This window comes from Streptomyces sp. NPDC107575, from assembly GCF_055657265.1.
Genome location: NZ_JBVKBG010000006.1, coordinates 498,295 through 524,292 on the forward strand (window position 1 = coordinate 498,295; position 25,998 = coordinate 524,292).

Annotated in this window: 26 protein-coding genes and 2 tRNA genes; 9 read left to right on the forward strand and 19 right to left on the reverse strand. The window is 69.5% G+C overall.

The window, feature by feature from the left end:
- Nucleotides 1-237 precede the first annotated feature (237 nt).
- Nucleotides 238-1,614: a S1C family serine protease gene (locus ACZ7L4_RS31725; RefSeq protein WP_472107980.1), complete on the forward strand. Its 1,377-nt coding sequence runs from the start codon at nt 238-240 to the stop codon at nt 1,612-1,614.
- Between the two features lie 69 nt (nt 1,615-1,683).
- Nucleotides 1,684-1,768, forward strand: a tRNA-Ser gene (locus ACZ7L4_RS31730).
- A 136-nt stretch (nt 1,769-1,904) separates the two neighbouring features.
- Here the strand turns inward: ACZ7L4_RS31730 and ACZ7L4_RS31735 are convergent.
- The 16 genes from ACZ7L4_RS31735 to ACZ7L4_RS31810 form a co-directional block, all read right to left on the reverse strand.
- Nucleotides 1,905-3,314 (reverse strand): tyrosine-type recombinase/integrase, encoded by a 1,410-nt coding sequence (locus ACZ7L4_RS31735; RefSeq protein ID WP_472107982.1) that lies wholly within the window; start codon nt 3,312-3,314, stop codon nt 1,905-1,907.
- Nucleotides 3,315-3,373: 59 nt separating this feature from the next.
- Nucleotides 3,374-3,562, reverse strand: coding sequence for a helix-turn-helix transcriptional regulator (locus tag ACZ7L4_RS31740; RefSeq protein WP_472107984.1), 189 nt, complete (start codon nt 3,560-3,562; stop codon nt 3,374-3,376).
- 484 nt (nt 3,563-4,046) lie between these two features.
- Nucleotides 4,047-5,528 (reverse strand): ATP-binding protein, encoded by a 1,482-nt coding sequence (locus tag ACZ7L4_RS31745; protein WP_472107986.1) that lies wholly within the window; start codon nt 5,526-5,528, stop codon nt 4,047-4,049.
- 2 nt (nt 5,529-5,530) lie between these two features.
- Complete coding sequence (locus ACZ7L4_RS31750) at nt 5,531-6,415, reverse strand: bifunctional DNA primase/polymerase (protein ID WP_472107988.1); 885 nt, start codon at nt 6,413-6,415, stop codon at nt 5,531-5,533.
- A gap of 89 nt (nt 6,416-6,504) precedes the next feature.
- Entirely contained in the window at nt 6,505-6,876 is a 372-nt protein-coding gene (locus tag ACZ7L4_RS31755; protein WP_472107990.1) for a hypothetical protein, read from the reverse strand.
- Between the two features lie 13 nt (nt 6,877-6,889).
- Complete coding sequence (locus ACZ7L4_RS31760) at nt 6,890-7,102, reverse strand: hypothetical protein (RefSeq protein WP_472107991.1); 213 nt, start codon at nt 7,100-7,102, stop codon at nt 6,890-6,892.
- Nucleotides 7,103-7,186: 84 nt separating this feature from the next.
- Nucleotides 7,187-8,614: a hypothetical protein gene (locus ACZ7L4_RS31765; RefSeq protein WP_472107993.1), complete on the reverse strand. Its 1,428-nt coding sequence runs from the start codon at nt 8,612-8,614 to the stop codon at nt 7,187-7,189.
- Nucleotides 8,608-9,930, reverse strand: coding sequence for a hypothetical protein (locus tag ACZ7L4_RS31770; RefSeq protein ID WP_472107995.1), 1,323 nt, complete (start codon nt 9,928-9,930; stop codon nt 8,608-8,610). The genes ACZ7L4_RS31765 and ACZ7L4_RS31770 overlap by 7 nt, the downstream gene beginning before the upstream one ends.
- Nucleotides 9,854-11,026 (reverse strand): hypothetical protein, encoded by a 1,173-nt coding sequence (locus ACZ7L4_RS31775; RefSeq protein WP_472107996.1) that lies wholly within the window; start codon nt 11,024-11,026, stop codon nt 9,854-9,856. The genes ACZ7L4_RS31770 and ACZ7L4_RS31775 overlap by 77 nt, the downstream gene beginning before the upstream one ends.
- Before the next feature lies 1 nt (nt 11,027).
- A complete protein-coding gene (locus ACZ7L4_RS31780) occupies nt 11,028-11,396 on the reverse strand; it encodes a hypothetical protein (RefSeq protein ID WP_472107997.1) in 369 nt (122 codons plus the stop codon).
- Between the two features lie 2 nt (nt 11,397-11,398).
- Nucleotides 11,399-11,650, reverse strand: coding sequence for a hypothetical protein (locus tag ACZ7L4_RS31785; RefSeq protein WP_472107999.1), 252 nt, complete (start codon nt 11,648-11,650; stop codon nt 11,399-11,401).
- A 16-nt stretch (nt 11,651-11,666) separates the two neighbouring features.
- Entirely contained in the window at nt 11,667-12,656 is a 990-nt protein-coding gene (locus ACZ7L4_RS31790; protein WP_472108001.1) for a C40 family peptidase, read from the reverse strand.
- Nucleotides 12,657-12,804: 148 nt separating this feature from the next.
- Nucleotides 12,805-14,478: a type IV secretory system conjugative DNA transfer family protein gene (locus tag ACZ7L4_RS31795; RefSeq protein ID WP_472108002.1), complete on the reverse strand. Its 1,674-nt coding sequence runs from the start codon at nt 14,476-14,478 to the stop codon at nt 12,805-12,807.
- A complete protein-coding gene (locus ACZ7L4_RS31800) occupies nt 14,471-14,713 on the reverse strand; it encodes a hypothetical protein (protein ID WP_472108003.1) in 243 nt (80 codons plus the stop codon). Before ACZ7L4_RS31800 ends, ACZ7L4_RS31795 begins: the two co-directional genes overlap by 8 nt.
- Before the next feature lie 34 nt (nt 14,714-14,747).
- Complete coding sequence (locus tag ACZ7L4_RS31805; protein ID WP_472108166.1) at nt 14,748-15,776, reverse strand: hypothetical protein; 1,029 nt, start codon at nt 15,774-15,776, stop codon at nt 14,748-14,750.
- Between the two features lie 80 nt (nt 15,777-15,856).
- Nucleotides 15,857-16,123 carry a DUF6284 family protein gene (locus ACZ7L4_RS31810; RefSeq protein ID WP_472108004.1) on the reverse strand — a complete coding sequence of 89 codons (267 nt, stop codon included), beginning with the start codon at nt 16,121-16,123 and terminating at the stop codon, nt 15,857-15,859.
- A gap of 1,027 nt (nt 16,124-17,150) precedes the next feature.
- Between ACZ7L4_RS31810 and ACZ7L4_RS31815 the strand changes: the two genes are divergently transcribed.
- The 3 genes from ACZ7L4_RS31815 (at nt 17,151) to ACZ7L4_RS31825 (ending at nt 19,471) form a co-directional block, all read left to right on the forward strand.
- Nucleotides 17,151-17,534: a GntR family transcriptional regulator gene (locus ACZ7L4_RS31815; RefSeq protein WP_472108006.1), complete on the forward strand. Its 384-nt coding sequence runs from the start codon at nt 17,151-17,153 to the stop codon at nt 17,532-17,534.
- A 214-nt stretch (nt 17,535-17,748) separates the two neighbouring features.
- Nucleotides 17,749-18,972, forward strand: coding sequence for a helix-turn-helix domain-containing protein (locus tag ACZ7L4_RS31820; RefSeq protein ID WP_472108007.1), 1,224 nt, complete (start codon nt 17,749-17,751; stop codon nt 18,970-18,972).
- 19 nt (nt 18,973-18,991) lie between these two features.
- On the forward strand, nt 18,992-19,471 hold the full coding sequence (locus ACZ7L4_RS31825; protein WP_472108009.1) for an NUDIX domain-containing protein: 480 nt from the start codon (nt 18,992-18,994) through the stop codon (nt 19,469-19,471).
- A 517-nt stretch (nt 19,472-19,988) separates the two neighbouring features.
- On the opposite strand, the gene ACZ7L4_RS31830 is transcribed toward ACZ7L4_RS31825, so the two are convergent.
- Both ACZ7L4_RS31830 and ACZ7L4_RS31835 read right to left on the reverse strand, forming a co-directional pair.
- Nucleotides 19,989-20,747, reverse strand: a complete 759-nt coding sequence (locus ACZ7L4_RS31830; RefSeq protein WP_472108011.1) for a GAF and ANTAR domain-containing protein — start codon at nt 20,745-20,747, stop codon at nt 19,989-19,991.
- Nucleotide 20,748: 1 nt separating this feature from the next.
- The gene (locus ACZ7L4_RS31835; RefSeq protein WP_472108012.1) at nt 20,749-21,483 is read right to left on the reverse strand and encodes an ANTAR domain-containing protein; all 735 of its coding nucleotides are present in this window, start codon (nt 21,481-21,483) and stop codon (nt 20,749-20,751) included.
- A 400-nt stretch (nt 21,484-21,883) separates the two neighbouring features.
- Here ACZ7L4_RS31835 and ACZ7L4_RS31840 point away from each other — a divergent pair.
- A tRNA-Ser gene (locus ACZ7L4_RS31840) sits at nt 21,884-22,012 on the forward strand.
- Between the two features lie 61 nt (nt 22,013-22,073).
- On the opposite strand, the gene ACZ7L4_RS31845 is transcribed toward ACZ7L4_RS31840, so the two are convergent.
- A complete protein-coding gene (locus ACZ7L4_RS31845; RefSeq protein WP_422475556.1) occupies nt 22,074-22,967 on the reverse strand; it encodes a bifunctional DNA primase/polymerase in 894 nt (297 codons plus the stop codon).
- Between the two features lie 372 nt (nt 22,968-23,339).
- Between ACZ7L4_RS31845 and ACZ7L4_RS31850 the strand changes: the two genes are divergently transcribed.
- From ACZ7L4_RS31850 to ACZ7L4_RS31860, 3 genes are all read left to right on the forward strand, one after another.
- A complete protein-coding gene (locus ACZ7L4_RS31850; protein ID WP_472108014.1) occupies nt 23,340-23,645 on the forward strand; it encodes a hypothetical protein in 306 nt (101 codons plus the stop codon).
- Nucleotides 23,646-23,851: 206 nt separating this feature from the next.
- Nucleotides 23,852-25,048: an acyl-CoA dehydrogenase family protein gene (locus tag ACZ7L4_RS31855; RefSeq protein WP_472108016.1), complete on the forward strand. Its 1,197-nt coding sequence runs from the start codon at nt 23,852-23,854 to the stop codon at nt 25,046-25,048.
- Between the two features lie 26 nt (nt 25,049-25,074).
- Complete coding sequence (locus ACZ7L4_RS31860; protein WP_472108168.1) at nt 25,075-25,998, forward strand: bifunctional MaoC family dehydratase N-terminal/OB-fold nucleic acid binding domain-containing protein; 924 nt, start codon at nt 25,075-25,077, stop codon at nt 25,996-25,998.

Sequence of the window (25,998 nt, forward strand, 5' to 3'; positions counted from 1 at the left end):
AGGAAAAGTTCGGCCCAGCGGATGCGTCCGTTTTGCCGGACGTAAAGGATGGCGGGGGACGCACAGGATCGTCTTACGGTGGCCTGACGTCCCGTGGGAAAGGCTGACGGCGTACAACAGCACAAGTGGACCGTGACAGGACCATGCCCGGACGGCGACGCGCGTGACGGTCGCCGGCCCCGAGCATCCAGACAGGACGGATCGGCGACGACAGCCGTGGATCGAGGAGAGAAAGCTGTGAGCACCGAGAACGAGGGCACCGAGGTACCGCCGGCCCCGTCCGCACCTCCCGTGCCGGTGGACGCTCCCGCTGCTCCCGCCGCGTCGGCGGCATCCTCCAAGGGTGCCGCGTCCGGTGCGCCGGGTGCGGCGGGACCCGCGCACGGCGGCGACTGGCCGCCCCCGCCGCCCGCCATGCCGGCCTACGCGTCGGGCGGTGGCGGCGGAGGCTGGGGAGCGTCGTACCAGCAGCCGGAGCCCAAGCCGGGCGGCCGGCGCGGCGGCCTGGTCGCCGGGATCATCGCGGCGGCGCTGGTCGCGGGCGCGGTCGGCGGCGGCGTGGGCTACTGGGCGGCCGAGCGGGGCGACGGGTCGAGCACCGGTTCGACCACCGTCTCCGCCTCCAACCCGGCCGATCTCAAGCGCGACAAGGGCACCGTCGCGGGCATCGCCGCCAAGGCGCTGCCCAGCACGGTCACGATCGAGGCCGAGGGCAACAGCGGCGAGGGCGGCACCGGCACCGGCTTCGTGTACGACAAGCAGGGCCACATCCTCACCAACAACCACGTGGTGGCGGAGGCCGCGGACGGCGGCAAGCTGTCCGCGACGTTCTCGAACGGCAAGAAGTACGACGCCGAGGTGATCGGCAAGGCGCAGGGCTACGACGTGGCGGTCATCAAGCTCAAGAACGCGCCGGACGACCTGAAGCCGCTCACCCTCGGCAACTCCGACCAGGTCGCGGTTGGCGACTCGACCATCGCGATCGGCGCGCCCTTCGGCCTGTCGAACACGGTGACGACGGGCATCGTCTCCGCGAAGGATCGCCCGGTGGCCTCCAGCGACGGCTCGGGCACCAGCAAGGCCTCGTACATGAGCGCCCTGCAGACCGACGCCTCGATCAACCCGGGCAACTCCGGCGGCCCGCTGCTCGACGGCAACGGGAACGTGATCGGCATCAACTCCGCCATCCAGTCCGCCTCCAGCGGCGGCGGCATGGGCGGCTCGGGCCAGTCCGGCTCGATCGGTCTCGGCTTCGCCATCCCGATCAACCAGGCGAAGATGGTCGCCCAGCAGCTCATCAAGACCGGGCAGCCGGTCTACCCGGTGATCGGCGCCTCCGTCTCCCTGGAGGAGGGCACCGGCGGCGCGAAGATCACCGAGCAGGGCGCGGGCGGCTCCGCGGCCGTCACGCCGAACGGTCCTGCGGACAAGGCGGGCCTCAAGCCCGGCGACGTCATCACCAAGCTGGACGAGCAGCCCATCGACTCGGGCCCGACCCTGATCGGCCAGATCTGGACGCACAAGCCGGGCGACTCCGTGAAGCTCACCTACACGCGCGACGGCAAGGAGCACACGGTCGACGTGACCCTGGGCGAGCGCAAGGGCGACAGCTGACCGAGCCCCCGACCCGACCCGCTAGGCTGGTCCCGCGCCGCGACGGTTCTCAAGACCGCTGCGGCGCGGGGTGGGTTGCCCGAGCGGCCTAAGGGAACGGTCTTGAAAACCGTCGAGGCGCGAGCCTCCGTGGGTTCAAATCCCACACCCACCGCAGCAGCTCAGCGTATTCGCTGGTCAGAGGGCGTGATCCCGAGTCGGGGCCACGCCCTCTCTGCCCACCCTGTCTCACCCCGTGCCGGGTCTGTACCACCTCTGACCAGCGTGTGTGGGCCATCTGTGGGCCAGGATCAGCCGAGCCCTTCCTCCTCAAGTCCCTTCTGGACGAGCTTGTTGGCTGCGGCCGATGCGCCCCTGAGGATCTTGGCGTAGAAGCGGAAGAGCACAGCCACGCTGTGGCCGGCGCGGTACGCGACTTCCACCGGGTCCATGCCGCTCTTGATCCAGAAGGACACTGCGGCGTGACGCAGGCAGTACGGCACATCGGCCATCTTCGTCTCGAACTCACCCGGGCTGAGCACGGCTTCGCGTGCTGCTTCCCAGACGTCGCAGTACTCGTTCGAGGTGATCCGTCCGCCGCGGGCCGCCCGGAACAACCGACCATCCGGGGCGACGCCGAACTGGGCGATGTGCTGCCGGATCATGCGCACGTACACAGGCGGGACCGGGACAGCGCGCACGGTGCCACGGGCGCGGTGCTTCAGGCCGCGCTCGTCGTGCGACTTGCCTGCATCGGTCCATGCAGCTCCGACTTCCGGATGACTTTCAGAGACCAGCACTTCGCCCCACGCATCCGGCTCGCTCTCAGGCGGCAAGGTGAAGTCCTGCTCTCGCAGTGTGGCCGCCTCGCCGGGCCGAGGCGCCATGTAGTAGATCGCCCCGTAGAACGCCTTCAAGTGCTCACCACGATGGCCCTGTTGGGCCACAGCGTTGAGGAGGTCGTTAGCGAGTTTGGGCCCGGGAACGTACCGAAAATCCACCTCGTCGGAAGTGGCCGGGGCCGCCCAATCGACCGCGAGGAACGGGTGACGGGTCAGTAGCTGGCGCTCTTCCACGGCGTAGCGGAACGCATTGCTCAGGACCATGCGCTTGCGGTTGGCCGTGTTCTCTGCGGCGGGCTTCCCGTTCAGGCGCTTCGAGAGCGCAGTGAACGCAGCACGGATGTGCTCCGGTCGCGCGGCCTCCTCGACCTTGAGCGAATTGGCAGCGATCCAGTCGAGCGCAGCTTTGATGTCGGCGGGAGGCTCTTCGGCATCGCAGCGAAGTACGTGGTTGCCATTGCTGTCACGTACTGCTCGGAAGGCCCACTGGTAGAGCGCCGCTCGCTCGACTTTAGGGTCGGGGCTCCCGTGTCGGGTCGTCATGAACGCAGGCGTGACCACCGCCAAGGACTCCGCGATGCTTGCACGGTGCTTCGCGGCGGCCCCTGGCCACTTCATCAGGGCGTAGGCCTTGGCGTGCTCGAACCAAGTCGGCATGGAGAGGGCGGCGAGTTCCTTCTCAGGGAGCCCGGTTTCGTCGTCGAACCGCTGACCCTCGCGCAGCGCGGTCATCAACTCGGAGCGCCGGCCGTCAGCCTGGGGTTTGGTCGTGTAGCTCTTGGACTGGGACTCAGCACCCACGCGCCAACGAAGTTCCCACGGCTTGGGGCGTCCTGGACGGCGCCGGATGGACCAGATAACGACGTCGTACGTGAGCATCTCTCTCCAGGTAGGAATGAGGGCCCGCGCTGAGCGCGGGCCCAATGCAACGGTTTGCTTCAGGCAGCGCGGTCCCCGCACGTCTCCCACCACGCGTCCAGATCAGCGCGGCTGACGCGGAGTTGACCGTTGGGGAGTTTGCGGAGGCGGGGTGCTTGGCCGCGGGCACGCATGCGGTAGAAGGCGGCGCGGCTCATCTCGATCTCTGCAAGCACTTCGGGGAGTTTGAGCATCCTGGGGCGGGCCAAAGCGGACTCCTTCGAGGTTCGGCGGGATGAGCACTTGGACTGCGAAGCTCGCGTGTGTCCGAGTCGGGGATTTCTGCGTCATGGCGTCATCAGCGTTCAGAACGGGGTGTGACCTGTGGTTTTAGATGACGGCAGGTGTCGGAGACCGTCATCGGTGTGTCACAGGGCGCGATGGTTTGGCGGTGACGCTGATGACGCGTGAAGACGCAGGCTTCCGGCACTGCGTCACATCTGTTTGGGCAGGTGAGACCAGGTTTTCGTGGTCCGGTGTCGTGGATGACGAAGGTCCTCTCTCCTTAGGACAAGAGAGAGGGAAGTAGTGATCCTTTGTCTGCGGTCGCAAGAGCAGAGAGGGTGCCGCTTCGCGGCGCGATCTTTGAGGGCGGCGAAGCCGCCGAACAGCAAGAAGAGCACCCGGGGCTGACCTGCTGGGCGCTCGGCTCGCGCGCCGCCGGGTGCTCTTCTTGCCTTTTTGATCTCCCGCTCAGTGGTCGAACAGCGGGGTTCGCGGTGCTGGCTCGGCGGGGCGGGCGCGGGTGATCTCGATGTAGCGGGCCTTGCTGGTGCGGCCCCAGTCGACGAGGACGCCGCGGGCGGCGAGGGTGGGCTGAATGCGCTTGAGGCGGTCGGAGAGGACCTTGCCGGTGGTGGGCCAGCCCTTGGGCAGGGGGCGGCAGTCCTCGCCCACATAGAGGCGGGTGAGCTTGTCGAGCCATTCCGTCGAGGACAGCTGCTCGGCCTCGCCCGGTTCCATGGTTTCGGCGTGCTTGAGGGTGGTCTGGGCGAGCAGGTCGCCCTCGATGACGTCGTCGGTGAGGTCGTCGAGGCTGGCCCGGTAGGCGGCCAGGGAGCCGAGGTGGGTCGACGCGTCGAGCTGCGCGCACAGGTGCGCGAAGTCCGCCATCCGCAGGTCCGTCGGGGTCTCCGCCTGAGTGGCCCGGACGGTCACGGTCAGGTCCAGCAGGGAGCCGAGGATCACGGGCAGGACCGGCTCGTACTCGGCCCACAGCTCGGCCTCGGTACGCCGCACCTTGGGACGTTCCAGGCGCAGGGGCAGGAGGCGCTCGGCGAGGTCGGGGCGGATGACGCCGACGTCGATGCCGGTCATGAGCAGGGGGCGGCGGTAGCGGGCGATGGAGACGTCGCCGTCGGTGTAGAGGGCGCGCTTGACGGTCTCGGCGCCCGTGACGATGCAGCACATCGCGTCCGACATGTCCGGGGTCAGGTAGGAGAGGTTGTCCAGGGCTGTGACCCACCCGGCGGCCACGGCCGCGATCAGGTTCTCCTCGTCCCGCGGGGCGCGGCGCAGGTCGCCGCTCATGCCTTCGATGATCCGGGTGAGCATGCGGCCGGCCGTGGACTTGCCCGCGCCCTGGGGGCCGGTGAGGAAGGGCGCCGGGACGGGCGAGGTCGGGCTGAGGCAGCCGATCAGCCAGGCGACGACCAGCGATTCGGTGGCGGCGTCCGCGAAGTTGCACAGGCTGAGCAGCTTGTCGATGCCCTTGCCCTGGGTGTCCTTGGCCGGGAGGGGGAGTTCGCCGGTGAGCTGGGTGCGGCGCCAGCGGACCTCGTGCGGGTCGGGTACGGCGATGTCCCAGCCGTTGGGGTGGATGCGTACGGACTTGCCGTCGTTGCGGCCGAGGTCGAGCCAGGTCGCGCCGTCGAATCCGGGGGCGACGCGGACGTGTACGCGCTCGACTTCCTCGCGCATGGCCAGTGCTTCGATCATGTCCAGTGCCTCCTTCAAGGCGGTGCCGCTGAATGCGCCGTGGCCGTCCTCGAACAGGCCGACCATGAGTTCTTGGCGGTGGCTGCCCGAGGTGCCCTGGGAGCGGATCGGGCGGGCGATGGGGTGGCCCTTTTGCTGGGCGTAGACGGTGCCGTCGGCGGTGCGGAAGTAGCGGAAGTGCGATTTGGCGTAGTCGGTGATGACTGCGCGGGCCGGGGTCTTGTCGTCCTCGGGCATGCTCAGAGTCCCAACGTGGCGCGGGCGTTGGCCCAGGCCTCGGTGCAGTGGCGTACGGTTTCGCCCTTGTCCTGCGCGGCGGCGAACAAGGTGGCGACGTGGGCTTCGGTGAGGCAGCCGCAGCGTCCGTGGGTGGACAGCACGGCCAGGAACGTGGAGTAGACGGTGCTGTGCACGGCGCTGGTCGCCGCGCGGATGCGCTGCTCGGCCATGTGGATGCCGCGCTGAAGGAAGGCCGGGCTGCGGTGCCGGCACTGCCCGTCACCTGCACCCGCGGGCACGGCGAGGGGCTGCGCAGGCCGAGGTGGTGTGGGGCGGGTAGGGGCCAGCGTGCGCACCACATCGGGCAAGGGCGCAAGGCGTCCGGACCCCGGTCCCAGCCACCGGGCGTACGACATGCGGGACTTGACGTCCACGCCCGGGCGCACGCCGTTGGCCGACGGCATAGTGCCTGCGTAGATCCAGTGTTGTCCTCGTGTGGTGGGGACAGTGCGCGTGGGCGGCAGATGTGTCTGGGCCCAGGCGATGGCGGCGGCGTTGTCGAGGTCGACCACCGTCAGGCGGATGCCGGCGGGGTGGTAGGCGATGGCTGCGGCCTGCCGCCAGGCGTCCGCCCACGCGCGGGAGGTGAGCGTCGCCGGGTCGGTGGTTGCGGCGGCCCAAGCGTGGCAGGGGCGCGGGCAGGTGCAGGGGCCGACCTGCTTCATGTTCGGCCGGCCGCCGCACGCGTTCTTGGCGCAGTCCGGGCAGTTGCCGAACGGGGCCTTGCCGACGCGCAGCGGCATCACGGGCACACCGCGGGCGGCGAGCGTCAGGGCGGTGCTCAGGTGCTCATTCCGGCAATCAGCGCGGGTGGCTACTCGCCGAAGGTCGGTCGGTTGGGTCATCCTGGAGACCTCCACAGGTCTGTTGAGGGCAGGTGGACAAGGGCGGCCCCGCGACTTTGACGAGACGGTGGGGGCCGCCCTTGGCGCACCTAGGACGGGATCGGACCGGTGTGGCCGAGGGGGTTCGTGGCGGACCAGGCGCGGTTGAGTGCAGCCAGCAGGGCGCATGCATGGTTCTCGGCATCCAGCAGGGCGGTGCCAGCCGTGGCGATGTGCTCGGCGGCCGTGCCGTGGTCAGCGGTGATGTGGCCGAGCCGGTGGTGGGCTTTCAGGGCGTAGTCGATCTGGTCGAGGGCCTGCGTCAGGCGCTCGGCGAGCGCGCTGAGCGCGCCCAATACGCGGTACGCCTCCGGGGCCGAGGCCAGGCCCGGGCGGTCGCCGCCGGGGAAGGTGCGGTGGTTGAAAGCCCGGAGCGATTCGGCGGCATCCCGCGCGAGCTGTACGGGGTCGATGGTGGACACGTGGGCTCCTCTGTCAGTGCGATGCGCTCGGGGTCGGCGTGTGATCGGGCGCGGTGCTGGTGGGGGTGGGTTTGGGGTGGTGGGGTTTGGCGTCGCTGTCGGGGCTGGCGAGGTGGAAGCCGACGATGAGGCCGAGGATCAGCAGGACGATGTGCCGGTTGGCCTTCCACCAGGTCGGCCGGGGCGGTTCGGTCAGGACGCCTATGACGGCGGGACCTTTTGCCATGAGGGGGACCTCCTCAGCGAGGAGCGCAGGCGTGGTCTGCGCTACGGAGCGGGAGTGGGGTTGTGCGTGCCAGCGACCGGCCGTTTAGGCGGGGCGCTTGGACAGGTCGGCGAGTTGGGTCCAGGTGTGGCGCCACTGGGCGACCTGGTCGGAGCCCATGCCATGGGCCTTGATGTCCTGGCTCTCGCCGAGTGCAGCGAGCGCGGAGGCTTCCGCGTGGCGGCCCTCGCGGGCGGCCTGGAGGGCTTCGTCGTGCCGGGCGTCGATGACGTTCGGCGGCATCGGCCAGGCCCATTCACCGGCGGCCTGCTCGGCCTCGTTCGCGGCCGGGAGGCCTTGGGCGGCGTCGCGGCGCTTGGAGGTGTAGCAGTGCTTGCGCTCGAAGTCCGTGACGAGCGTCTGGACGAGGTTGATGTGCCGGCCGGTCTGCCAGATGGCCTGACCGCGCCCCAGCAGCGGGATCTCCTGCACGGCCCAGTCGGGCAGGCCGAACATGCTGCGGCACAGCTCGGCGTCCTCGGGGTCCATCTGGTGAAAGACGCGGGTGGAGGCCAGCCGCATGAGGTCCTTGGCCTCTTCGGACTTGGCGTCCTTCGCGGAGTGCGCGATGGAGATCACCGACAGGGCCTCGCGGCGGGAGTACTTCATCATCCGCTGCAGCAGCGCGGCGGTGGCGGGGTGCTTGAGGAGCTGCCAGGCCTCTTCCACGATCAGCGTGGAGTGCATTCCGTAGGCGGCGCCGCCCTGGGCCAGCCACACCGATTCCAGGAACACGCCGACCACGGCCATCAGCGCGGGCAGCGCGATGGAGGTGCGGTCGATGCGGCTGAAGTCGAAGATGGTCAGCCGCTCGTCCATGGACAGCGAGGTCGGGCCGTCGAGCATGCCGCGGGTCGCGGACTGTACGAACACGGAGAGCGCCTTGACGACCTCCTGGCCGAAGCCGAGGAGCTGTTCGTCGGTGAAGCGGCCGGGGATCGCGTCGTGGGACAGCGAGGTGACCGCGTGCATCAGCCCGGACAGTGTGGTGGCCTGCGGGCTGTCCATGGCGGCGTCCAGTGCCATGCGGGCACCGGACGACAGCGGCTGTTGGCCGCCGAGTTCGGCGAGCACGGCGACCAGCTGCACGCGGTGCAGGGGCGGGATCCGCTCGTCGAGCGGGTTCATGCATACGCCCTCGCCGAACCGGACCGGTTTCACGTCGAGGGCGGAGGCGATGGAGTCCCATTCGCCGACGCCGTTTTCGCCCTTGGCGTCCAGGACCGCGTAGCGGCGGCCGGTGCGGGCCAGGTCGCGCAGCGCGAGCACCTTGCTGTTGGTGGACTTGCCGCCGCCGAGGGTGCCGAGCAGGGCCGCCCCGGTGCTCGGGAGGACTTCCTGGTCGCAGTCGACGGCGGTGAAGCGGAACGGTGAGCCGTCCAGCAGCGAGGCCCCGATCAGGGCCCCGTCGGTGACCGGCTGGCAGGCGTAGCCGGGGAAGAGCCCGATGGCCTGCCGAGTGGTCGTCAGCATGTGAACTCCCCTCCGGGCAGGGGCAGCGAAGAGCGCCACCCTGTCTCGTGTTCGCGGTCCATCCACGTGAGCCGGGCGCCGGCCGACACCGCTGTCTGCTCGAGTTGCGAGCGGAAGGCCTTCAGCTCCTTCTCGGCCGCGGCGTGGACGGTGATCCGGGCGGCCACCTGCACGTAGGTGGCGCCGTTCTCCAGGTCCTCCTCGTGCAGATCGGCGGCCCTGCGGCCGGTCCGCGTCGAGGTCTTCTCGCGGCGGGCGTCGTCCGCGCTGCGGGCGGTGGCGGTGCGGAGCATCTCGCCGGTCTCCAGGCGCTTCTCGGCGCGGCGGCGGTCCTGCGGCAGGTACTCGACAACTGTCGTGCGGCGCACGCGGGGCAGGGCGGTGACCATCGGCCGCCAGAACGATGCCGAGCGCTGCCCGCGGCGGAAGTCGCTCACGTCGGCGGTGGCGTGGAGCAGGCCCGCGGCCCGGAAGTGGTCCTCGTGGACCTCGAACGGGCCGTCGGTCAGCTCGGGCGGCAGGGCCTGGGACCAGGCCCACATGCCCCACAGCGGGCCGGTCTCCATCCCGCAGGCGCCCGCGTGCTCGTGGGCCGCCTCCAGCCACCCGTGCTCTTCTTCCAGTTCGTCGCCGTGTGCGGGCACGGACAGCACGATCACGGTGGTGTGGAAGTCGCAGGCCTCGCCGACCATGTCGACGAGCTGCCGGTAGGACTCGCCCAGCTCGCTCGTCTCGGCGGTGCGGGCTTCGTCCTCGTCAGCGCCGTAGGGGGTGACCTCGTGGACGATCCGTACGCACGCGCCGGGGCAGGTGGCGGCCACCCACTCCAGGAAGGCCGCCAGCTCGTCATGGGCCCGGTACATCCGCGTCGGGTCCTTCAGGGCGGCGCCGTCGGTGGTCCACGTGAACGCGGCGAGCGTGCGGCCGTGGGCCTGCGGGAAGGCGGCGCGCTCGCGCTGGTGGAAGCGGAGTTCCTGCACGCCGGTGAAGGCCGCGTGGTGCGGGCTCGGCACTTGGGCGTTCTTCTCGTCGCCGCGCGGGTTGAGGGCGCGGGTGCGGGACTTGTGGCCCAGGCGCCGGCCGATGCGTTCCACGGCCGTGGCGTCGCCGAGCTTGATCAGGGCACCGGCTCCGGCGATGGCGCCGGGGGCCAGGCTCGCCAGCATGCCGCCGATGCTGCCGGAGGCGGCGAGCATGCCGGTGAAGCTGAGCAGGGCGCCCGAGCCCATGACCATGTAGTCAGCCGCGGTGGGCGGGAGCTTGAGGGTCTCGGTCTCGTACAGCGGGTCCAGCAGGTACGTCCGGGACTCGGACACGTCGGCTCCTTTCTTCGGTCATCGTGGTCGGCCGGTTCACGCGCGGCCGGGGCTCGGCGGCACGCTGCGCCTTGGCATCCGGCGTGCCTGAATCGGGCTTGCTCCAGGGCCGGTTGCCAGGGGTGTGCAGGGCGGACAGGTTCTTCGCGTGGATCGTGCGCTCGCGGTCGGCGGGCATCTTCGTGACCGTGGTGCGGCCGTCCGTGTCGGCCTTGACCTTCGGCATCCGCGTGATCCGCGCAGTGGCCTTCTGGGCGACCGACGGCAGGTTCACCAGCACATACACGCAGACCAGGCCGGTGGATGCGGTCAGCAGCAGGTCGGTCAGGGCGCCCTTGGGCATCAGGGGCCGGAACATGAGCACGATGGCGACCGGGATGCGCGCGAGGTAGACGACGCAGACCAGGTGCACCAGGCGCCGCAGGGTCGTCGACTGCAACCAGCCGCGGCTCACGCCGAACGCGGCGATCAGCGGCACGAACACCATCGCGGCCAGCACACCGACCTTGGTGAGCTGGCACATCAGCCACAGCGGGCCGATCGACCCGACCACCACGAGCGACTGCGCGATGCGGCCCCAGGGGTTGCCGTCGGAGCCGATCAGCGTCTTCTCCATGCCCCTGAAGGGATGGTCGGCGATGTCGGCGTAGACGAGGGTGGAGAGCTGGCCGAGCCCGTAGGCGGCGAACGCGATGACGATCGGGGCCGCGGTCGCCAGCAGGATCAGCCCCAGGTAGCGGCCCCCGGCCTGTCCGGCCTTGCGGAAGTTGGGCCCCGAAGGGCGGGCCATCCAGAAGATGATCCCGCCCAACAGGACGATCGTTCCGATGAGCAGGCTCAGGCCCGCCACCGGGTTGTAGACGCCCGCGACGCCGTGGGCGTCGAACCCGTCCAGCGGCGACGCCCCGGACATCATCAGGCGGTCCATCTGCCGGTACAGGGCCGCCGCCTGATCCGACAGCCAGTCGGCGGCGCTGCTGACCGGGTCGAACATGCCGCCCAGCGACGAATCACCGTCGCTGGGCGGCTTCCCGCTCTCGCCGCGCTCGCAGTACTGCTTGGCTCGGCCGTAGATCTCGGCGCATGGGTCAGCCATGTCAGCCTCCCAGCGCGGTCGTCAGGGCCGGGCCGAGGAACAGTACGGCCAGGGCCAGCAGGACCAGGCCGCCGACCGTGATCGCGGCCTTCTTCAGGGCCTCGCCGTCCTTCTTGAACCCGGCGGCGAACCCGCCGCGGGTCACGGTGACGATCGCGCCGCCGAAGATGACCAGCAGGGCTGCGCCGAGCAGCACCCCGGCGACGATCTGGTACAGCGGCAGCAGGCCGGCCACCGGCTGGAGGTCGGGGCCGGTGTCCTTGATGGTCTTCAGGACGGTCTTGGCGCCCTTCGAGCAATCCTGGGTGCCGTCGGCCTTCTTGATGCAGCCCTCGGCGGCCCACAGGAAGGTCTCGGAGTACTTGCTCATGGTCAGTTCTCCCAACTGGGGTTCGGGTTGCTGGAGTCGTGCGAGCCGGGCATCGGCCCGGCCTCGTAGTGCGGGTGTGCGGGGGATTCGGCGCGGAGCCTGCGCATCTCGCGGGCCGCGCGTAGCGCCGACCAGGACGAGAGCCCGGCGACGATCAGGAGCAGGATCACCAGCGCGGACAGCGCGGCGAGGGTGTCGGAATTCCGGGCTGCTTCAACGAGATTGACCGCGCCTTCGTCGGTCACGTAGCACATCAATTGCCCTCCCCTCTCAGGCCTGTTGGGCGTTGTCGGGGTGGACCCGTCCGGCGCCCATGAACGTGTCCCACCACATCGGCTCGATGCGGATCTTTGCTCCGGTGCGCGGGGCGTCGAGGAAGTGCCCGCGGCCGATGTAGATGCCGACGTGGTCGATATCGCGAGGCCCGGCCTTGCCGGACTTCTTCTTCTGGCTGAAGAACACGAGGTCGCCGAGCTGGAGTTCGTCCTTCTCGACGAGGGCGCCCTGCTGTTCCAGGTAGGAGTACTGGTCGTTGGCGACGCGGGGAATCGTTACTCCGGCCTGCGCGAAAGCGGCCTTGGTCAGGCCCGAGCAGTCGAAGCCGCCGTCCTGGTCGCCGTTTCCGCCCCAGACGTAGTCCTTGCCGATCTGGCGGGAGGCGTAGTTCACGGCGTCGACGGCGATGCGGGACTGGTTAGCGACGGGCTGGCCCATGCTCGCGGCCGACTTCATGATGGTCGCGACGTATTTCTCGGTCTCCTTGTACGGCGGGATTCCCCGGTATTTCTGAACGGCGCCGGTACCGGCGTTGTATCCGGCAAGCGCAAGGCGCGTCTTGTCTCCGGAAACGCCCTTCAGGTTCTCGGAGACGGAGCACATGTAGCGGGCGGCCGACGGGATCGCGTCCTCGGGATCCCAGATGTCGCGCTTTCCGTCCTCATTGCCGTCGATTCCGGAGGACTGCCAGGTGCCCGGCATGAACTGGGCGATTCCCTTGGCGCCGACCGGCGAGGTGGCCTTGGGGTTGAAGTTGGATTCCTGTTTGATCTGCGCGGCGAGAATGCGCGGCGAAATGGCGTCGCACTCGTTGCCCCACGCGTTGATGATCCGCTCGTACTGGGCGGGCACCGATCCGGGCTTGACCCGGTCGCCCACGGCGGTCTGCTTGCCGCGTACGGCGGGGTTGCCCTGAAGGCTCATCGCGGTGATGGCGATCAGGGACGATCCGGCCACCAGGATCCCGATCCCGGACCCTTTCATCTCTCACTCCCCCTTCTCCTGTGTTCATGCAGGTCATGAACCGTGCAGGGGTCCGTGCAGAGCACCGTGCGGGCACCGTGAAGCACCGTGCGGCACACGGTGGTTGCACAGGAGCCGCACGGTGCCCGCACGGTGGGTTGCACGGTGGCTAGCGGGCGACGATGTCCCGCAGATGGCGGCCGCGCACGCGGCCTTCCTGGGTCGCCGGGATCGGCCGGCCGAAGGCCTCAGCCAGCCAGGCAGAGACCGCCTTTCCGGTGGCCGCGTCGTCGCCCTCGGGAATGTTCACGCCCAGGGCGCGCAGCCGGGACGCGAATTCCGTGGTGGAAAGGAAGCCGTCGTCGCCGTAGGCCTCGCGGACGAGAGCGACGTTTTCCGGCTCGTCCTCGCGCGGCTCATCGGCTCGCGCATCAACGGCCGCGTTGATCTCCTCGTCACTGACCATGAAGCCACGGAACTCGCTGTTCTTGTCCATGACCTGAAGAACAGCGGCGCCCGCGATTCCAGGGAGTTTGGACGCGTCGTATCCGGCCTTGGCTGTACCGCCGCCGAGGATCACTTCGGACTGGTCACGGTCCGCGCAGCCGAAGGCGATCCGTACGCGGTGATTTCCGCGAATGGACGTGTTGATGACCTCGGCCTTCGGGTTCTGTGTCGCCAGCACGATCAGAATCTGTGACGAGCGGACCTTGCGGGACAGCGTCTTCATGCTCGTCTCGAACTCGGCGCCCTCCTTCTTGGAGTCGGCCTCGTCCGTGTAGGTGCTGACCTCGTCGAGAATGAAGAGCAGCGGGCGGTGCTTCGCCTTCCCGGCGCCCGAGCGAACGGACTCCGAGTTCGCGGCAGCCCGCCGCAGGTGCTCCTTTTCCACGTAGGCGTTGATCTCCATCATCCGCCGGTGGTCCGGAACCTCCTCGTATATCAGGCAGGCCTTTTCGAGGTACGCGAAGTCCCCGTCGCCCTTGGCGTCCACGATGATCAGATCCCAGCCGAGGACCAGGGCGACGTAGGCGAGCCACTTCAGCTCTTCGGTCTTGCCGCCGCCCGTCGAGCCCGCCACCAGCATCTGCGTCTTCCCGACCGGCGAGGGGATCTCCACTACCTGGCCGTTCATCTCGTAGCCGAGCGGCAGCATGCCGCGCGCGAGAGCCTCGGCCGGATCCGGCAGCGCCGGAACGCGGCTGTAGAGCGGCTCGTCCAGGACGAGCAGGACGACCTCGCGCGAGCTGGCCCCGGGGCGCATCGTGAACTGGTCGTCCGGGACGCCGAGCCACGAAGCGATCCGGGGAGCCTTGGTGGCCACGTCGCCGTACACCCCGGCGGGCGGCAGCTCGATCACCCACTCCTCGCCCAGCTCGACCGGTCCACGACGGACCGTGCGGGGCTTGCCGCCCGAGTAGTCCAGCTTCAGCGCCGCGGCGAGCGCGGGCGCCTCATCAGCGGGCACCGGCTCGCCCAGCGCCGGAACAGGAGCAGGGGAGGGCGAGGCGAGCCCTTCCGAGCCGAACACGGCGGTCGGCTGCGCGGTGAGCTGCTTCTCGTCGCGCGGTCGCTTGCGGCGGGCCGCACGGACCATGGCGACGACGCAGGAGCCGAGGAAGAGCACGGTCAGGCCGATGAGCCAGACCTTGTTGTCGGCGACCCAGGCTTCGATCTCGTCGCGGTAGCGCAGGCCTGCGGCCGGCACCATGACGGCCAGGCCGCCCACGACCCACTTTTCCTCCTCGGACAGCGACCGCATCGGCCGTTTCTGCTTCTTCGGGGCCGTGCTGACCTGCTCGGCTTCCCGGTCCTTGGTGAGGCCGACAGGGGAGTCACCCATGGGCGCATCCCTCCCGGAGCTTGCTGGGGCCGCAGGTGAAGAACGTGACGATGCCGTCCATGCCGGTGTCCTTGCGGATCACCTGGCGGGCGTAGTTGAGGATGCCCGCGCGGTCTCCGTCCGGCGGCACGAGGACGGTTCCGTCGGCCGAGACGAGCGAGCCGTTGTCGAGCTTCATGGTCAGCACGTAGTGGTACTCCACCTCTCGGGGAGTCCGCGTCGAGCTGGGGTTCATCGAGTAACTCCCGTTGATCTAGAACTGTGTGGCGTCACGGGGTGCTCTCCGTCGCCATCAGCGCCGTCCAGGCCTCCCGGACGCGGTCCTCGGCGCCCTTGAAGCCCTGGCCGCGGAACTCGGCAGCGGCCTGCCGGTAGGACAGCGGCGGGTTGTACGAGTGCCGCAAGAACCGCAGCACCACGACGAGCTGCTCGTCGGTGAGCGTCGCGCCGGGCTCGGGAACCGTCACACCCGCGACCATCGCCACGTCAGCGAGCGTGACGGCGGGGAGATGAACCTCCTCGCCCCACGCCTCTTCGGCGTCCTCGGCGGGCGGCTTGTCGGCCGTCGTCACGGGGGCGTCACGCCCCTCGTCACGCTCCCCGTCGTCACCAGGCGGCAGGGCGTTGACCTGCGTGTCTTCCGTGACGTCCGCACTGTCCGAGGGCGGCAGGGCCGCCGCCGTCACGGGGGCAGATTCCAGGGGTGTGACGGTCGGTGTGACGGGCGTGCCGAACATGGCGGCCAGCGCCGCGTCCGCACCCTCGGTCACGCGCTCACGCTGTACGTTCACCAGCCGCGCGCCGAGCGTGACGTCACCGACGCCGACCTTCTCCGCGAGCTTCCATGACTCCCGCTCCGAAGCCGCCTGCACCTTCTCGTCGGGGTGGTTCGCGGCCCGCGCGCGGTGGTACGCCAGGGCCTGCACGAGCTCGGCCGACTTGCGTTCGGCTTCCGGGTCACGGCCGTCACGGTGGACGACGATGCGGCGGGCCAGGAACGCGGCGCCCTCGGCGGACACCGACATGCCCATCGGCGTCAGCGCGTAGATGACCATCCGGGCCGCATCCGGCGCGGCCATCGCCGACATCGCCGACGCCGCGGCCGGCAGTGCCCACAGACCAGCGCGCACCGGCCATGGGGACGCCTGGCCCAGCATCGTCAGCCCGAGCAGGACCAGCGCGAGCACCGCGGTGGCACCCTCACCGGCCGCGACCGCACCGGCCGCGGTGCCCTTGCCGTACATGTGGCTGATGTTGGAGAACGTGCCGATCGCGCCGAATCCGCCGGTCGCGGCCATCGGCACGAATGCCGCTGTCAGCACGCCTGCCTGACCACGGGTCAGCTTGCGCGGCGACACCGTCGCAGAAGAGGTCCCGATCACGCGACGTCACCCGCACGCACCGCGACGCCCCGGTTGGACGCCTTGCGACGCTCGGCCAGGACCTTGTTCGTGGCCCGGCGCAGTCGACGCTGCCCCAGCTCCGACACCGGTCGGTCCAACAGGCTGATCTGTACGTCGAGCAGGTCGACCTCGGCGTCGATCAGCGGACGCTCCAGCTCGATGGCGTGCAGGTCCTGCCAGGAGGGTTCCGCGTCGGCCAGATCATCGGTAACGGCCGTCTGAACAGCAACGATGAGCTTCATGGGTCGTGTCTCCCTAGGAACAGGTACGGCCCCAACAGAGCCCCCGGAGTTGCCGCTCCGGGGGCTCGCGCCGTACGAGACGAAGGCCGCCCACGTGGGCGGCGCGGCCGCCGACGGCGACCGGAGCGCCCTGGCCGGGAGTCGAACCCGGCCTACGACCATCAGGGCTGTTGGATCAGCGGCCGGTCACGGCCGCATGCGGATGAGGCCGCGGCGGACGCACCGGCAGCGGCGGCTTCGTGCGCTCGTGCTCGGCGCCGGCCATCAACGGCCGCCCCGCGCACGGGCGTCGGCCTGGCTGCGCTGGTTCGCCTCGTGAACCTTCCGGTCCAGCTCGGCCCGCTCCGCATCTGTCAGACTCGTGATCACAGGTGCCTCCCACATAGGTGCCTGTACGCGGTCTCCTCGGGGTGCCACCCGGGGAGACCGCTCCGATTCCTCATCAAACGGGCAGGCCACCGAGGTAACGCCGGTGCCCTGCCCGCATGACGAAGGGCGGGCCCATGGCGGGCCCGCCCTCGTGCGTTGTCCGGCCGCAGATCGTCTTCGACCCTGCGGCCGTGTATCCCGTGACATCGTCCGTTTCGGCTCTCACGCCCAACGTGAGGGATCGCCTAGTCCGTCCGTGGCGACAGTGGGAAAACGTGCCGCCGCCGTCCTATCCACCGACCGGTCATCGCAGGGAGTCGCCCCCGCTCGGGATTCGGTGTCTCAGTGCCAATGCACTCACGAGCCTGCGAAGTTCGGTTCCGCGCTCGTGGACCGCTGTCCAAGTTGTTCGCACCGGATCTGACAGCCGACGGGCTGTTCTGCCGCTCCCCTACTGGCTGTAGGGCGGTGCTGCCGCTCAGGCCGCGTGTAAGCGGGCCCGGCGAGGCGCTTGCGCACGGCCATGTCGCGCGCCTAAGCGACCCGACAAGCAACCTAGGTTGCTTGTCCGACGACTGAAAGCTACCTAGGTTGCTTTTGGTCGTCAAGCGCACTCCACCTCGGGCCGCAAGCGACCTAGGTCAAGTACGCTTTCGGGATGGAGTCAGAGCCGAAGAGGAAGCCCACGTCGCGGGAGATCGCGGCCCACTTCCGGGCCGAGATCGCCGCAGGGACGTACAGCCCTGGGGCCAAGCTCCCTGGAGCCAAGGGGCACGCGCAGAAGCTCGGCGTCGCCGTCATGACGGTGCAGACTGCCTACTCGCAGCTCAATACCGAGGGGCTGACGGAAGGCGTTCCGGGGAGCGGCACTTACGTCCGCGACCCCGCCGCAGGTAAGCCGGGGCCCCGCGAGGCCGCCCAGAGCGTCATCGACCTTCAGGCCGACGTGGCGCGCATGTCGACCGAACTCGCCGGCCTTGTCGAGCGCGTCAAGCAGCTTGAAGACGTCGTGAACTCCATTCGAGAGACGCCGGGCACGTAGGCCTGGCCCAACGCCTTGGCCTACTTCCGTGGAGGGCGCATCGAGCGTCATCATCAACTGATGCCGCTCACCTGCCGCCAGAGACATGGACGTGCTCCTTCGTGGTCGTTGCGGGTGTCTGGCTCCCGACAACCACGACGCTATGAGCCGCTCACGAGTAGACCCCGGAAAATCTTTCCGGGGTCTCTCTGCGAACCGAGACGAGGCTGAAGTCATGCGAGGAATGACGCAGCAACTGACGATCGGCGAGCGGGTCGCGTGGTACCGCCATCGCCGCGGAATCTCCCAAGACGTGCTGGCCGGACTCGTCGGCCGCACCGCGGACTGGCTCGGCAAAGCGGAGAACAACCGCATCGAGCTGGACCGACTCTCCGTGATCCGTTCCCTGGCTCACGCGTTGGACGTGTCCATCGGCGACCTCATCGGCGAGCCGACCCTGCTGGAGTGGTCGGCGGACAGCGGACGCCGTACGGTCCCGGCCCTGCGCGAAGCGCTCATGGACTACCGCCAGTTGACCCCGCTCCTCGGGGTGCCGGCGGATGGAGCACCCCCGTCGTTGGCCGCCCTGAGGTCCGACGTGGGCGAGGTCTGGGACGCCTACCAGGCCTCCCAGTACGGCTTCGCGACGCGCCAACTCCCCCTGATCCTCTCGGATGCCCTGCTCGCAGCGCGTACGTACCCGGGCGAGGAGAGCGAAGAGGCCAACGCACTGCTCGCCCTGACCTACCAGGGTGCCGCGATGGTGCTCGGCAAGCTCGGGGAGAACGAACTCGCCTGGATGGCCGCGGATCGCGGACTCGCTGCCGCCCAGCAGAGCGGAAACAACGTCGTCGTCGGGTCGCTCTTCCGATCGGTCACGCACTGCCTCCTGTCCACCGGGCGATACGAGACGGCGGTGCAGCTCGTGAGCGACGCGGCCGGCTTCCTTGAGCCGGGACTGGGCGAGGCGAGTCCTGCGTACCTGTCCGTCTACGGAACTCTCTTCCTTACGGGCTCGATGGCAGCGGCTCGTGCCGAGGACCGTGCGACGACGCAGGCCTTCCTACGTGAGGCCGACGCGATGGCCACGCGGCTGGGCGCTGACGGCAACCACATGTGGACGGCCTTCGGGCCCACCAACGTCGCGATCCACAAGGTGGCGACCGCGGGGGAGCTGGGGGACTTCCAGGTGGCGGCGGAGCTGGGGCCGCAGGTCGACACGAGCGGGCTCCCCGTCGAGCGCCGGGTGCGGCACAACCTCGAAGTGGCACGAGCGCTCACGGCCTGGAACCGCACGGATGATGCGCTCGACGTGGTCCTGGACGCCGAGGAAATGGCTCCCGAGCAGGTCCGCCATCACTACATGAGCCGTGAGATCGTGCTCGGCTGGGTACGCGGGACCCGTGGCCGGCCGACGCGTTCGGTGGCTGACCTGGCCGAGAGGCTTCGAGTGATCTGATCTGGTTAGGCTCGGTCGGATGAGCGAGACCGAGAACGAACACGAAGCGAAGATGGCGCGCCCGCGCATGGCCTCGGGCGCGCTCTTCTTTGATGCCCAGGGCCGCGTCATGCTCCTTGAGCCGACGTACAAGGACTACCGAGACATCCCCGGTGGCTACGTCGAGACGGGCGAGTCGCCCTTCCAGGCGTGTGTCCGCGAGGTCCGGGAGGAGCTCGGCATCGAACCGGCCGTCGGACGCCTTCTGGTCGTCGACTGGGCGCCGAGCCCCGCCGAGGGCGACAAGGTGCTCTACCTCTTCGACGGCGGCGTTCTGCCCGAGCGGCTCCAGGCCGAGATCGTCTTGCAGGACTCCGAGATCAAGTCGTACGCCTTCCATCCCCTGGACGCAGTCGACAGCCTCACGATTCCTCGCCTCGCACGCCGTATCCGAGCCGCTGCGGCTGCGCGGGGCGCCGGCAGCGTGGCGTACCTCGAGCATGGGCTGCCGCCTGAGTGAGTCCCTCGGAGGGAAATATGGCCTACGCGCAGGGGTGCCGTCGCTGTGGTGGGGGCTAGGGTGGGTGGTAGTGGAGACCCCGCTGCGATGCATGCGGCTGTTTGCGGGTTTCCATCGGCCCCCGGCCCCAGGGCCACACAGCGAAGACCATGGTCCAGTGTGGTCCGGGCCGCCGTGCGCCGACTCACAGCGACCCGGCCCCCGTCCTCGCGGTCTTCCAGCCGAGGTGCTCCCGCGCTCCTCGGCCCGTCGAGGACGGTATCGCGCGAGGAAAAGGCACGGTTTGAAGGGGAGTTGGCCGCGCCGTCCCCGCGCTTGCGGCCGCCGTCAGTGCCCCGCCCTGACGGCGGCCGCTGACCTGTTCAGCGTCCTATCGTCGCGAAGGTACTACGCCATGTCTCTGATGGCCTATACCCGTGGACAGTTCAATCACGCCGAGGCCTGACCGTGCCCGCTGCGCCTATGACCTGCCCGCTCGCCACCCCGAGTTCCGGTATGGCGAGTGGGCGCCGGGGCGCTATTGCGGTGGGGCGAAAGTGTCGGGGGGCAGGCTGCGGGCGAGCACAGCTTGGGCGAGGGTGGCCAGGCTCTGGTCGTGGGCGGCGGCGTGGGCCCTCAGGTAGAGGAGGGCCTGGCTCATGGAGATGCCGAGTTGGTGGGCGAGGAAGCCGGTGGCCTGGTGGACTTCGGCCCGGTACAGGCGCAGCGGATTGACCATGGTGCTGTCATCGGCCGGGGTGATCAATGCAGTGTGCAGCAGGTTGACCAGGGCGTGTCCGAGACGGTCCAGGCCGCGGAGTTGGGCGGCTGTCAGGGGCCCGGGGGTTGTGCGGTAGCCGGTGAGGACAGCGATGGTGGCGGCGCCCAGGTGGAGCGGTACGGCGATGACGGCGCACAGTGGGGTGCTGGCGGCGGCGGGAGTGAACAGGGGCCAGCGGGCAGGGGCGGTGGCGGACACGTCCGGTTCGGTCACGGTGTGGCCGAGCTGTGCGGCTTCGCGGGTGGGGCCGTCGCCCAACGAGTACTGCAGGGCATCCAGGTCCGGGCCCAGGCCCTTGGCCGGGTCGCACCACAACAGTTCGAGATGGTTGTCGTCGGTGAGCATGTTCAGGGTGAGGGCGTCCAGGCCGAACAGGCGGGCGGTGCCGGGTGGGATAGCGGTGTTCGGGCCGTCTCCGTTGCGGGTGGCCAAGCGTGCACTGGCCAGGAATTCGCCCAGGGCATCCTGGGGCTGCGGGACGCCGTCCGCGGCGCCGTCCCGCTCAGGGCGGGGCATGTCAGGTCGCCGAGTCGAGTTCGGCCGGGATTGCTCCGCGGGTGATCTGAATGGCCAGCTCGGTGAGTTTCTGCTGCCGTGAGCGGGCGTGCTGGCGTAGATGGGTGAAGGCCTCGTCCACATCGATGCCCAGGTGGGAGGCGAGTATGCCCTTGGCCTGTTCGATCACGATTCGGGACTGCAGGGCCGTTTCCAGTTGGCTGATGATCTCGTCCTTGGCCAGCAGGGCCTGGCGGTGATGCAGGCTGATCCCGACCGCATCGGCCAGGCTCTGCGCGAGGGACAGGTCTTCCCTGCTGGGCACGTGTCCCGTGCTCAGCAGGTTGAGGGCGCCCACTTGATGCTGGGGGGTGCGCAGAGGGACCGCGGCGACGCAGGTGATGTTGGCGTGCAGGGCGCGGACGGTGAAACGGGGCCAGCGGGTGTGGCTGGGATGGGCTGCGCGCAGCAGGACCGGCTCCAGCGCGGTTCCGGTACGGGCGCTGTCCAGGCAGGGGCCCTCGTCCAGTTCGATCTGGTCTTCCTCCAGCCGTCGACATAATTCGTCGGAGGCGGTCACGTAGTCGACCTCGCCGGACTCGTTGAGGATCGTGATACCGGCCGAGCGCACGCCCAGCAGGGAGACCACGTATGCGGTCAGATCATGCAGCAGTTCCAGTACATCGAAGCCGTCCGGACGGGAGGCCAGGTCGAGTACGGCCTGGGCAGCCAGAACGTCGTGCCGGGTAGCAGACATTCACAGTCCGTTTCCGTTGCCTCCCGGACGCACCGCAGCAAGCGGGGTCCCGGCCCGGAGGGAACGCACCGAGAGACACGCGATTGGGGGTGATGGCTCCAGAGAGCCGATTCATGCCCGCTGACGGAAATGCTGTCTCTCGCCTCGATCCGGGAACTACCCGCCGAAGCCGCCGCTATGGCCGGTTCCACCCGGCCCGGGCGACTCACGGTACCTGTCCAGGTTATCCCCGCAGGGCGGAGAAGGCGCCACTGCGGAGGCAGGGATTCAGCAAACCAAAGCCGGGGTTTGGGCCGAGGGCGGCACCCCCTTCCAGACCGACCCGCCACCTGCGAAGCACAGTCGTCTCCCCGATTGGCGGGCGCACCTCTCATGATTGATTCGCGCAGGTATGGGCCATGCGTGGGCCAGTAGCTGCCGTCAAGGTGTCAAGGTAGCCCTTGACCAGCACATATACCCCGCACCCTTGGCGGTCTTGAAAACCGTCGAGGCGAGAGCCTCCGTGGGTTCAAATCCCACACCCACCGCACAGTTGAGTGAGCCCCCGGAACCGGGACCCGGGTCGGGGGCTCACTCGTGTTCGGGGGGCGTTACGGTCCCGCCGTGAGGCGGGCCGCCGAGGCGATCGTGGAGCGGGCCTCCCGCTCGGTCAGGCCCGTGTGCACCGCCGCGTCGGCCAGGGCGTCCGCGAGGGTGTCGCCGACGCCGTTCTCGTACGCCCGGCAGGCCGCCCAGAAGAGGCGGGTGTTGCGCTGGCCCTCGTGGGCGCTGAGGACGAACTGGACGAGGCCCAGACCGTGTTGACCGGGGCGGCCCGTCATGGGGTGGTGCGCGCGCGGCGGGGGCGTGAGCAGCCGCAGGAGCGCCGGTGGGCAGGGGGCGGGCGGCAGGTGCCCGGTGCCGGGGACCGTGCTGTAGACGCCGTGCTCGGTGCGCGAACCGGGCCCCACGAGGTAGCCGCCCGCGCCCCGGATGTCGATGCCGGGGGCGAGGCGGCCCGCGGAATTGGGCACCACGGCGTCCGGCGGGCCGGAGAGCCACAGGTGCCGGCCGCCGCTCGGGGTGGCCACGACCACCGTGTCGGGGATCGTGAAGAGATGCCGTAAGGCCAGCTCACGCAGGGAAGCGGAGGCGTCGGTGCCGGACTTGGTGTCCAGGTCGACGCCGATGAGGTGGTGCGGGGCCAGGCCGCACGCGATGCCGTAGCCGGTCGCCCTGGGCGCGGCCGCGAAGAGCGCGCGGATGCGGCGCGGATCGGTCGACGCGTCGTACACGCCGTGTCCCGGGAGGCCGCATTCGCCGTGGCAGCGCGGGGCCGTCGGCGGGTCGCCGCGGTGCGGCGAGGGCAGCGCCGGGAGCTTGGTCCTGGCCAGGGGGATGACGGCGAGCCCGCGTTCGGCGGCGGACAGGGCGTGCGCGAGGGCCAGGGTCGCGAGGGACGGGTGGGGTGGGCAGTGGGGCGGGTGCCGGTCCATGGTGGCCATGGCTTCATTTTCGTACGTACGTTCGAAGAAGGGAAGTGGGGCCGGTCATCCGAGGGAAGCATTTACCAAAAATGTGCTGAAACGCTTCGTCGTTTGGGCTGCTTGGTCACGGCTAGTCCCGAGGTGGCGCACTCCGGCCTGAGCTGGGGTTTTCTGGTGGTGAAGAGGGTTTATCGACATGTCCTCACGCTTGCGAGCGAATCGCGGCTTCCGGGGTGGTTCGCCGGGGATTCGGTGGGCAATTCTGATCTCGCGACGTCGTGAACTTCGCCGGGGCGGTCGGCCAACTGCCTTGGTACATCCCGTACTTGACGGGTGTCCGGATCTCGTCCGGGCGCCCGGAGCGTACTTCTTGCTCCTGGAGGAACAGACATGGCTTCCATCCGTACTGCCCGCGCCATCGCCGCCGTCGCCGCTCTGCCCCTTGCGGCAGCACTCTTCTCCGGAGTGGCCATGGCCGACAACGGCTCCTTCGCGGACAACGGATCGAACGCGGGGGTGGCGACGGTCAACGGCAGTGGTGTCGGTGACGACAACTACGGCAACTCGTCCACCACGCAGCAGCAGGCCGTCGGCAACGGCGCCTCGAACCAGAACAACGAGGCTCAGGTGAACGGCTCCGGGTTCACGGCGATCGACCAGTCGAACGTCAACGTGAACTTCACCGAGCTCTGGTGAGCCACCGGCTCCTGCGCTGCGGGGGTCTTCCGTGGGGTGCGTGACAGTCTGCGCGGCGGTGCTTCGGCGCCGCCGCGCAGGCGTGTGTGCGGGCCCGGTGGCATCGCGCCGGGGCGGTGGCGTGCTGATCTCTTGACACCCATCGGTATCTGACGGACAGTCAGAAACCCTTGTCGGTACGAGGCCAGTCCTGGAGGGCAGCCGCCGTGCACCTCGCCCCCACCGAGCGCCAGCGCGAGCTGCGCGCTCAACTGCGTGAGAGATTCCGAACGTTGATGCCGAGCGGTCCACCGGCTGCGGACGACCCGGCCGCTCAGCGCCGGCTGCTGCGCGCCATCGGGGCCGAGGGCCTCCTCGGGCTCGGCTGGCCCACGGAGTACGGCGGCCAGGGCCGCGGCGCCGACGAGCAGTTCGTCTTCTTCGACGAGGCGTACCGGGCCGGCGCGCCGGTCTCCATGGTCACGCTGAACACGGTCGGCCCGACCCTCATGAAGTACGGCACCGAGGAACAGAAGGCCTACTTCCTGCCCCGGATCCTCACGGGCGACCTGGTCTTCGCGATCGGCTACAGCGAGCCGTCGGCGGGCACGGACCTCGCGTCCCTGCGCACGCGCGCGGTGCGCGACGAAGGGAGCGATGAAGGTGCTTCCTGGGTGATCGACGGGCAGAAGGTGTTCACGTCGAACGCGCAGAACGCCGACTGGATCTGGCTCGCCTGCCGGACCGACCCGGAGGCGCCCAAGCACAAGGGCATCTCGATCATCCTCGTGCCGACCGACGCGCCCGGTTTCTCGTGGACCCCGATCGACACCGTCGGCGGCCTGACCACGACGGCCACGTACTACGACGGGATCCGGGTCCCCGGCTCGAACCTCGTCGGCGAGGAGAACGCGGGCTGGGGGCTGATCACCAACCAGCTCAACCACGAGCGGGTCGCCCTCGCCGCGATCGGGATGCAGGCCGAGGACTTCTACGAACGGGTGGCCGAGGCCGCCCGTACCCCCGATCCGGTGACGGGCGAGCGCCGCGTTGACTCGCCCTGGGTCCGTTCTCAACTCGCCGAAGCGCATGCCCGGCTGGCGGCAACGCGCCTGCTCAACTGGCGTTTGGTGGGGGATGTCGGGGCGGGCCGGCTGGCCCCCGGGGACGCCAGCGGCGTGAAGTTCGCGGGAACGGAATCCGCGGTCGAGACGTATCGAATATGTCAGCAGATCGCGGGCGACGCCGGGTGGGTGCGGGCCGGTTCGCCCGGTTCGCTCGGTGGTGAAGCGGGGGTGGGCGAGGGCGAGTTGGAGCGGATGAACCGCGCGGCGCAGATCAACACGTTCGGCGGCGGGGTGAGCGAGGTGCAGCGCGAGATCGTGGCGACGATGCGGCTCGGGATGCGGAGGGGGAAGCGGTGAGCGCGGGAGTTGCGGGGCAGGAGTTCATGGGGCACGAGCCCCTGGCGTACGAGAAGCTGAAGACCTTCGAGGGGCGGGTGGCGGCCACCGAGGCCGCGGGCCTCGACCCGGTGAACGCGCCGATGATCCGGCACTGGTGCGAGGCCATGGGCGACACGAACCCCGCCTACGCAGGGCCGGACGCGATCGCGCCGCCGACCATGCTGCAGGCCTGGACGATGGCGGGCCTGACCAGCTACGAGGGGCGCTCGCCCGCCCATGACGAGCTGTTCGCGCTGCTCGACGGCGCGGGGTACACCTCGGTCGTCGCCACCGACTGCGAGCAGGAGTATCTGCGGCCGCTGCGGCCCGGTGACGCGATCACCTACGACTCGGTGATCGAGTCGATCTCGCCGCTGAAGACGACGAAGCTGGGCACGGGGCACTTCATCACGACGCGGATGAACGTCCGGGTGGGCGAGGAGCTCGCGGGGACGCACCGGTTCCGCATCCTGAAGTACACACCGGCCAAGCGGAGTTCGAGCGGCGCGGCGGCGAAGAAGGACAAGAGCCGGCGGCCGCGGCCCGTCGTCAACCGGGACAACGCGGGGTTCTGGGAGGGCGTCGCCGACCACCGGCTGCTCGTCCAGCGCTGCCGCGCCTGCGAGACGCTGCGCTTCCCCTGGCTGCCGGGGTGCAACACCTGCGGCGGGCAGGAGTGGGACACCGTCGAGGCGAGCGGCGAGGGCACCGTCTACAGCTACGTGGTCATGCACCACCCGCCCTTCCCCGCCTTCGACCCTCCGTACGCGGTGGGGCTCATCGAGCTGGCGGAGGGCGTGCGCATGGTGAGCAACGTCGTGGGGGTGCCGAGCGACAAGGTGCGCATCGGGATGCCCGTACGCCTCGAATTCCTCGCTGTGGACGACGAGTTGGAGCTGCCCGTCTTCCGCGTCGTCGAGGGGGACTGA

Coding starts and splice junctions, on each gene's coding strand:
- ACZ7L4_RS31785 (WP_472107999.1), bottom strand. CDS start 11,650: ATGTGCTACGTGACCGACGAAGGCGCGGTCAATCTCGTTGAAGCAGCC.
- ACZ7L4_RS31810 (WP_472108004.1), bottom strand. CDS start 16,123: ATGAAGCTCATCGTTGCTGTTCAGACGGCCGTTACCGATGATCTGGCC.
- ACZ7L4_RS31775 (WP_472107996.1), bottom strand. CDS start 11,026: ATGGCTGACCCATGCGCCGAGATCTACGGCCGAGCCAAGCAGTACTGC.
- ACZ7L4_RS31825 (WP_472108009.1), top strand. CDS start 18,992: ATGAGCGAGACCGAGAACGAACACGAAGCGAAGATGGCGCGCCCGCGC.
- ACZ7L4_RS31800 (WP_472108003.1), bottom strand. CDS start 14,713: ATGAACCCCAGCTCGACGCGGACTCCCCGAGAGGTGGAGTACCACTAC.
- ACZ7L4_RS31845 (WP_422475556.1), bottom strand. CDS start 22,967: ATGGCCACCATGGACCGGCACCCGCCCCACTGCCCACCCCACCCGTCC.
- ACZ7L4_RS31795 (WP_472108002.1), bottom strand. CDS start 14,478: ATGGGTGACTCCCCTGTCGGCCTCACCAAGGACCGGGAAGCCGAGCAG.
- ACZ7L4_RS31750 (WP_472107988.1), bottom strand. CDS start 6,415: ATGACCCAACCGACCGACCTTCGGCGAGTAGCCACCCGCGCTGATTGC.
- ACZ7L4_RS31805 (WP_472108166.1), bottom strand. CDS start 15,776: ATGGCCGCGACCGGCGGATTCGGCGCGATCGGCACGTTCTCCAACATC.
- ACZ7L4_RS31830 (WP_472108011.1), bottom strand. CDS start 20,747: ATGCCCCGCCCTGAGCGGGACGGCGCCGCGGACGGCGTCCCGCAGCCC.
- ACZ7L4_RS31820 (WP_472108007.1), top strand. CDS start 17,749: ATGCGAGGAATGACGCAGCAACTGACGATCGGCGAGCGGGTCGCGTGG.
- ACZ7L4_RS31780 (WP_472107997.1), bottom strand. CDS start 11,396: ATGAGCAAGTACTCCGAGACCTTCCTGTGGGCCGCCGAGGGCTGCATC.
- ACZ7L4_RS31760 (WP_472107991.1), bottom strand. CDS start 7,102: ATGGCAAAAGGTCCCGCCGTCATAGGCGTCCTGACCGAACCGCCCCGG.
- ACZ7L4_RS31735 (WP_472107982.1), bottom strand. CDS start 3,314: ATGCTCACGTACGACGTCGTTATCTGGTCCATCCGGCGCCGTCCAGGA.
- ACZ7L4_RS31850 (WP_472108014.1), top strand. CDS start 23,340: ATGGCTTCCATCCGTACTGCCCGCGCCATCGCCGCCGTCGCCGCTCTG.
- ACZ7L4_RS31765 (WP_472107993.1), bottom strand. CDS start 8,614: ATGCTGACGACCACTCGGCAGGCCATCGGGCTCTTCCCCGGCTACGCC.
- ACZ7L4_RS31745 (WP_472107986.1), bottom strand. CDS start 5,528: ATGCCCGAGGACGACAAGACCCCGGCCCGCGCAGTCATCACCGACTAC.
- ACZ7L4_RS31790 (WP_472108001.1), bottom strand. CDS start 12,656: ATGAAAGGGTCCGGGATCGGGATCCTGGTGGCCGGATCGTCCCTGATC.
- ACZ7L4_RS31860 (WP_472108168.1), top strand. CDS start 25,075: ATGGGGCACGAGCCCCTGGCGTACGAGAAGCTGAAGACCTTCGAGGGG.
- ACZ7L4_RS31835 (WP_472108012.1), bottom strand. CDS start 21,483: ATGTCTGCTACCCGGCACGACGTTCTGGCTGCCCAGGCCGTACTCGAC.
- ACZ7L4_RS31815 (WP_472108006.1), top strand. CDS start 17,151: ATGGAGTCAGAGCCGAAGAGGAAGCCCACGTCGCGGGAGATCGCGGCC.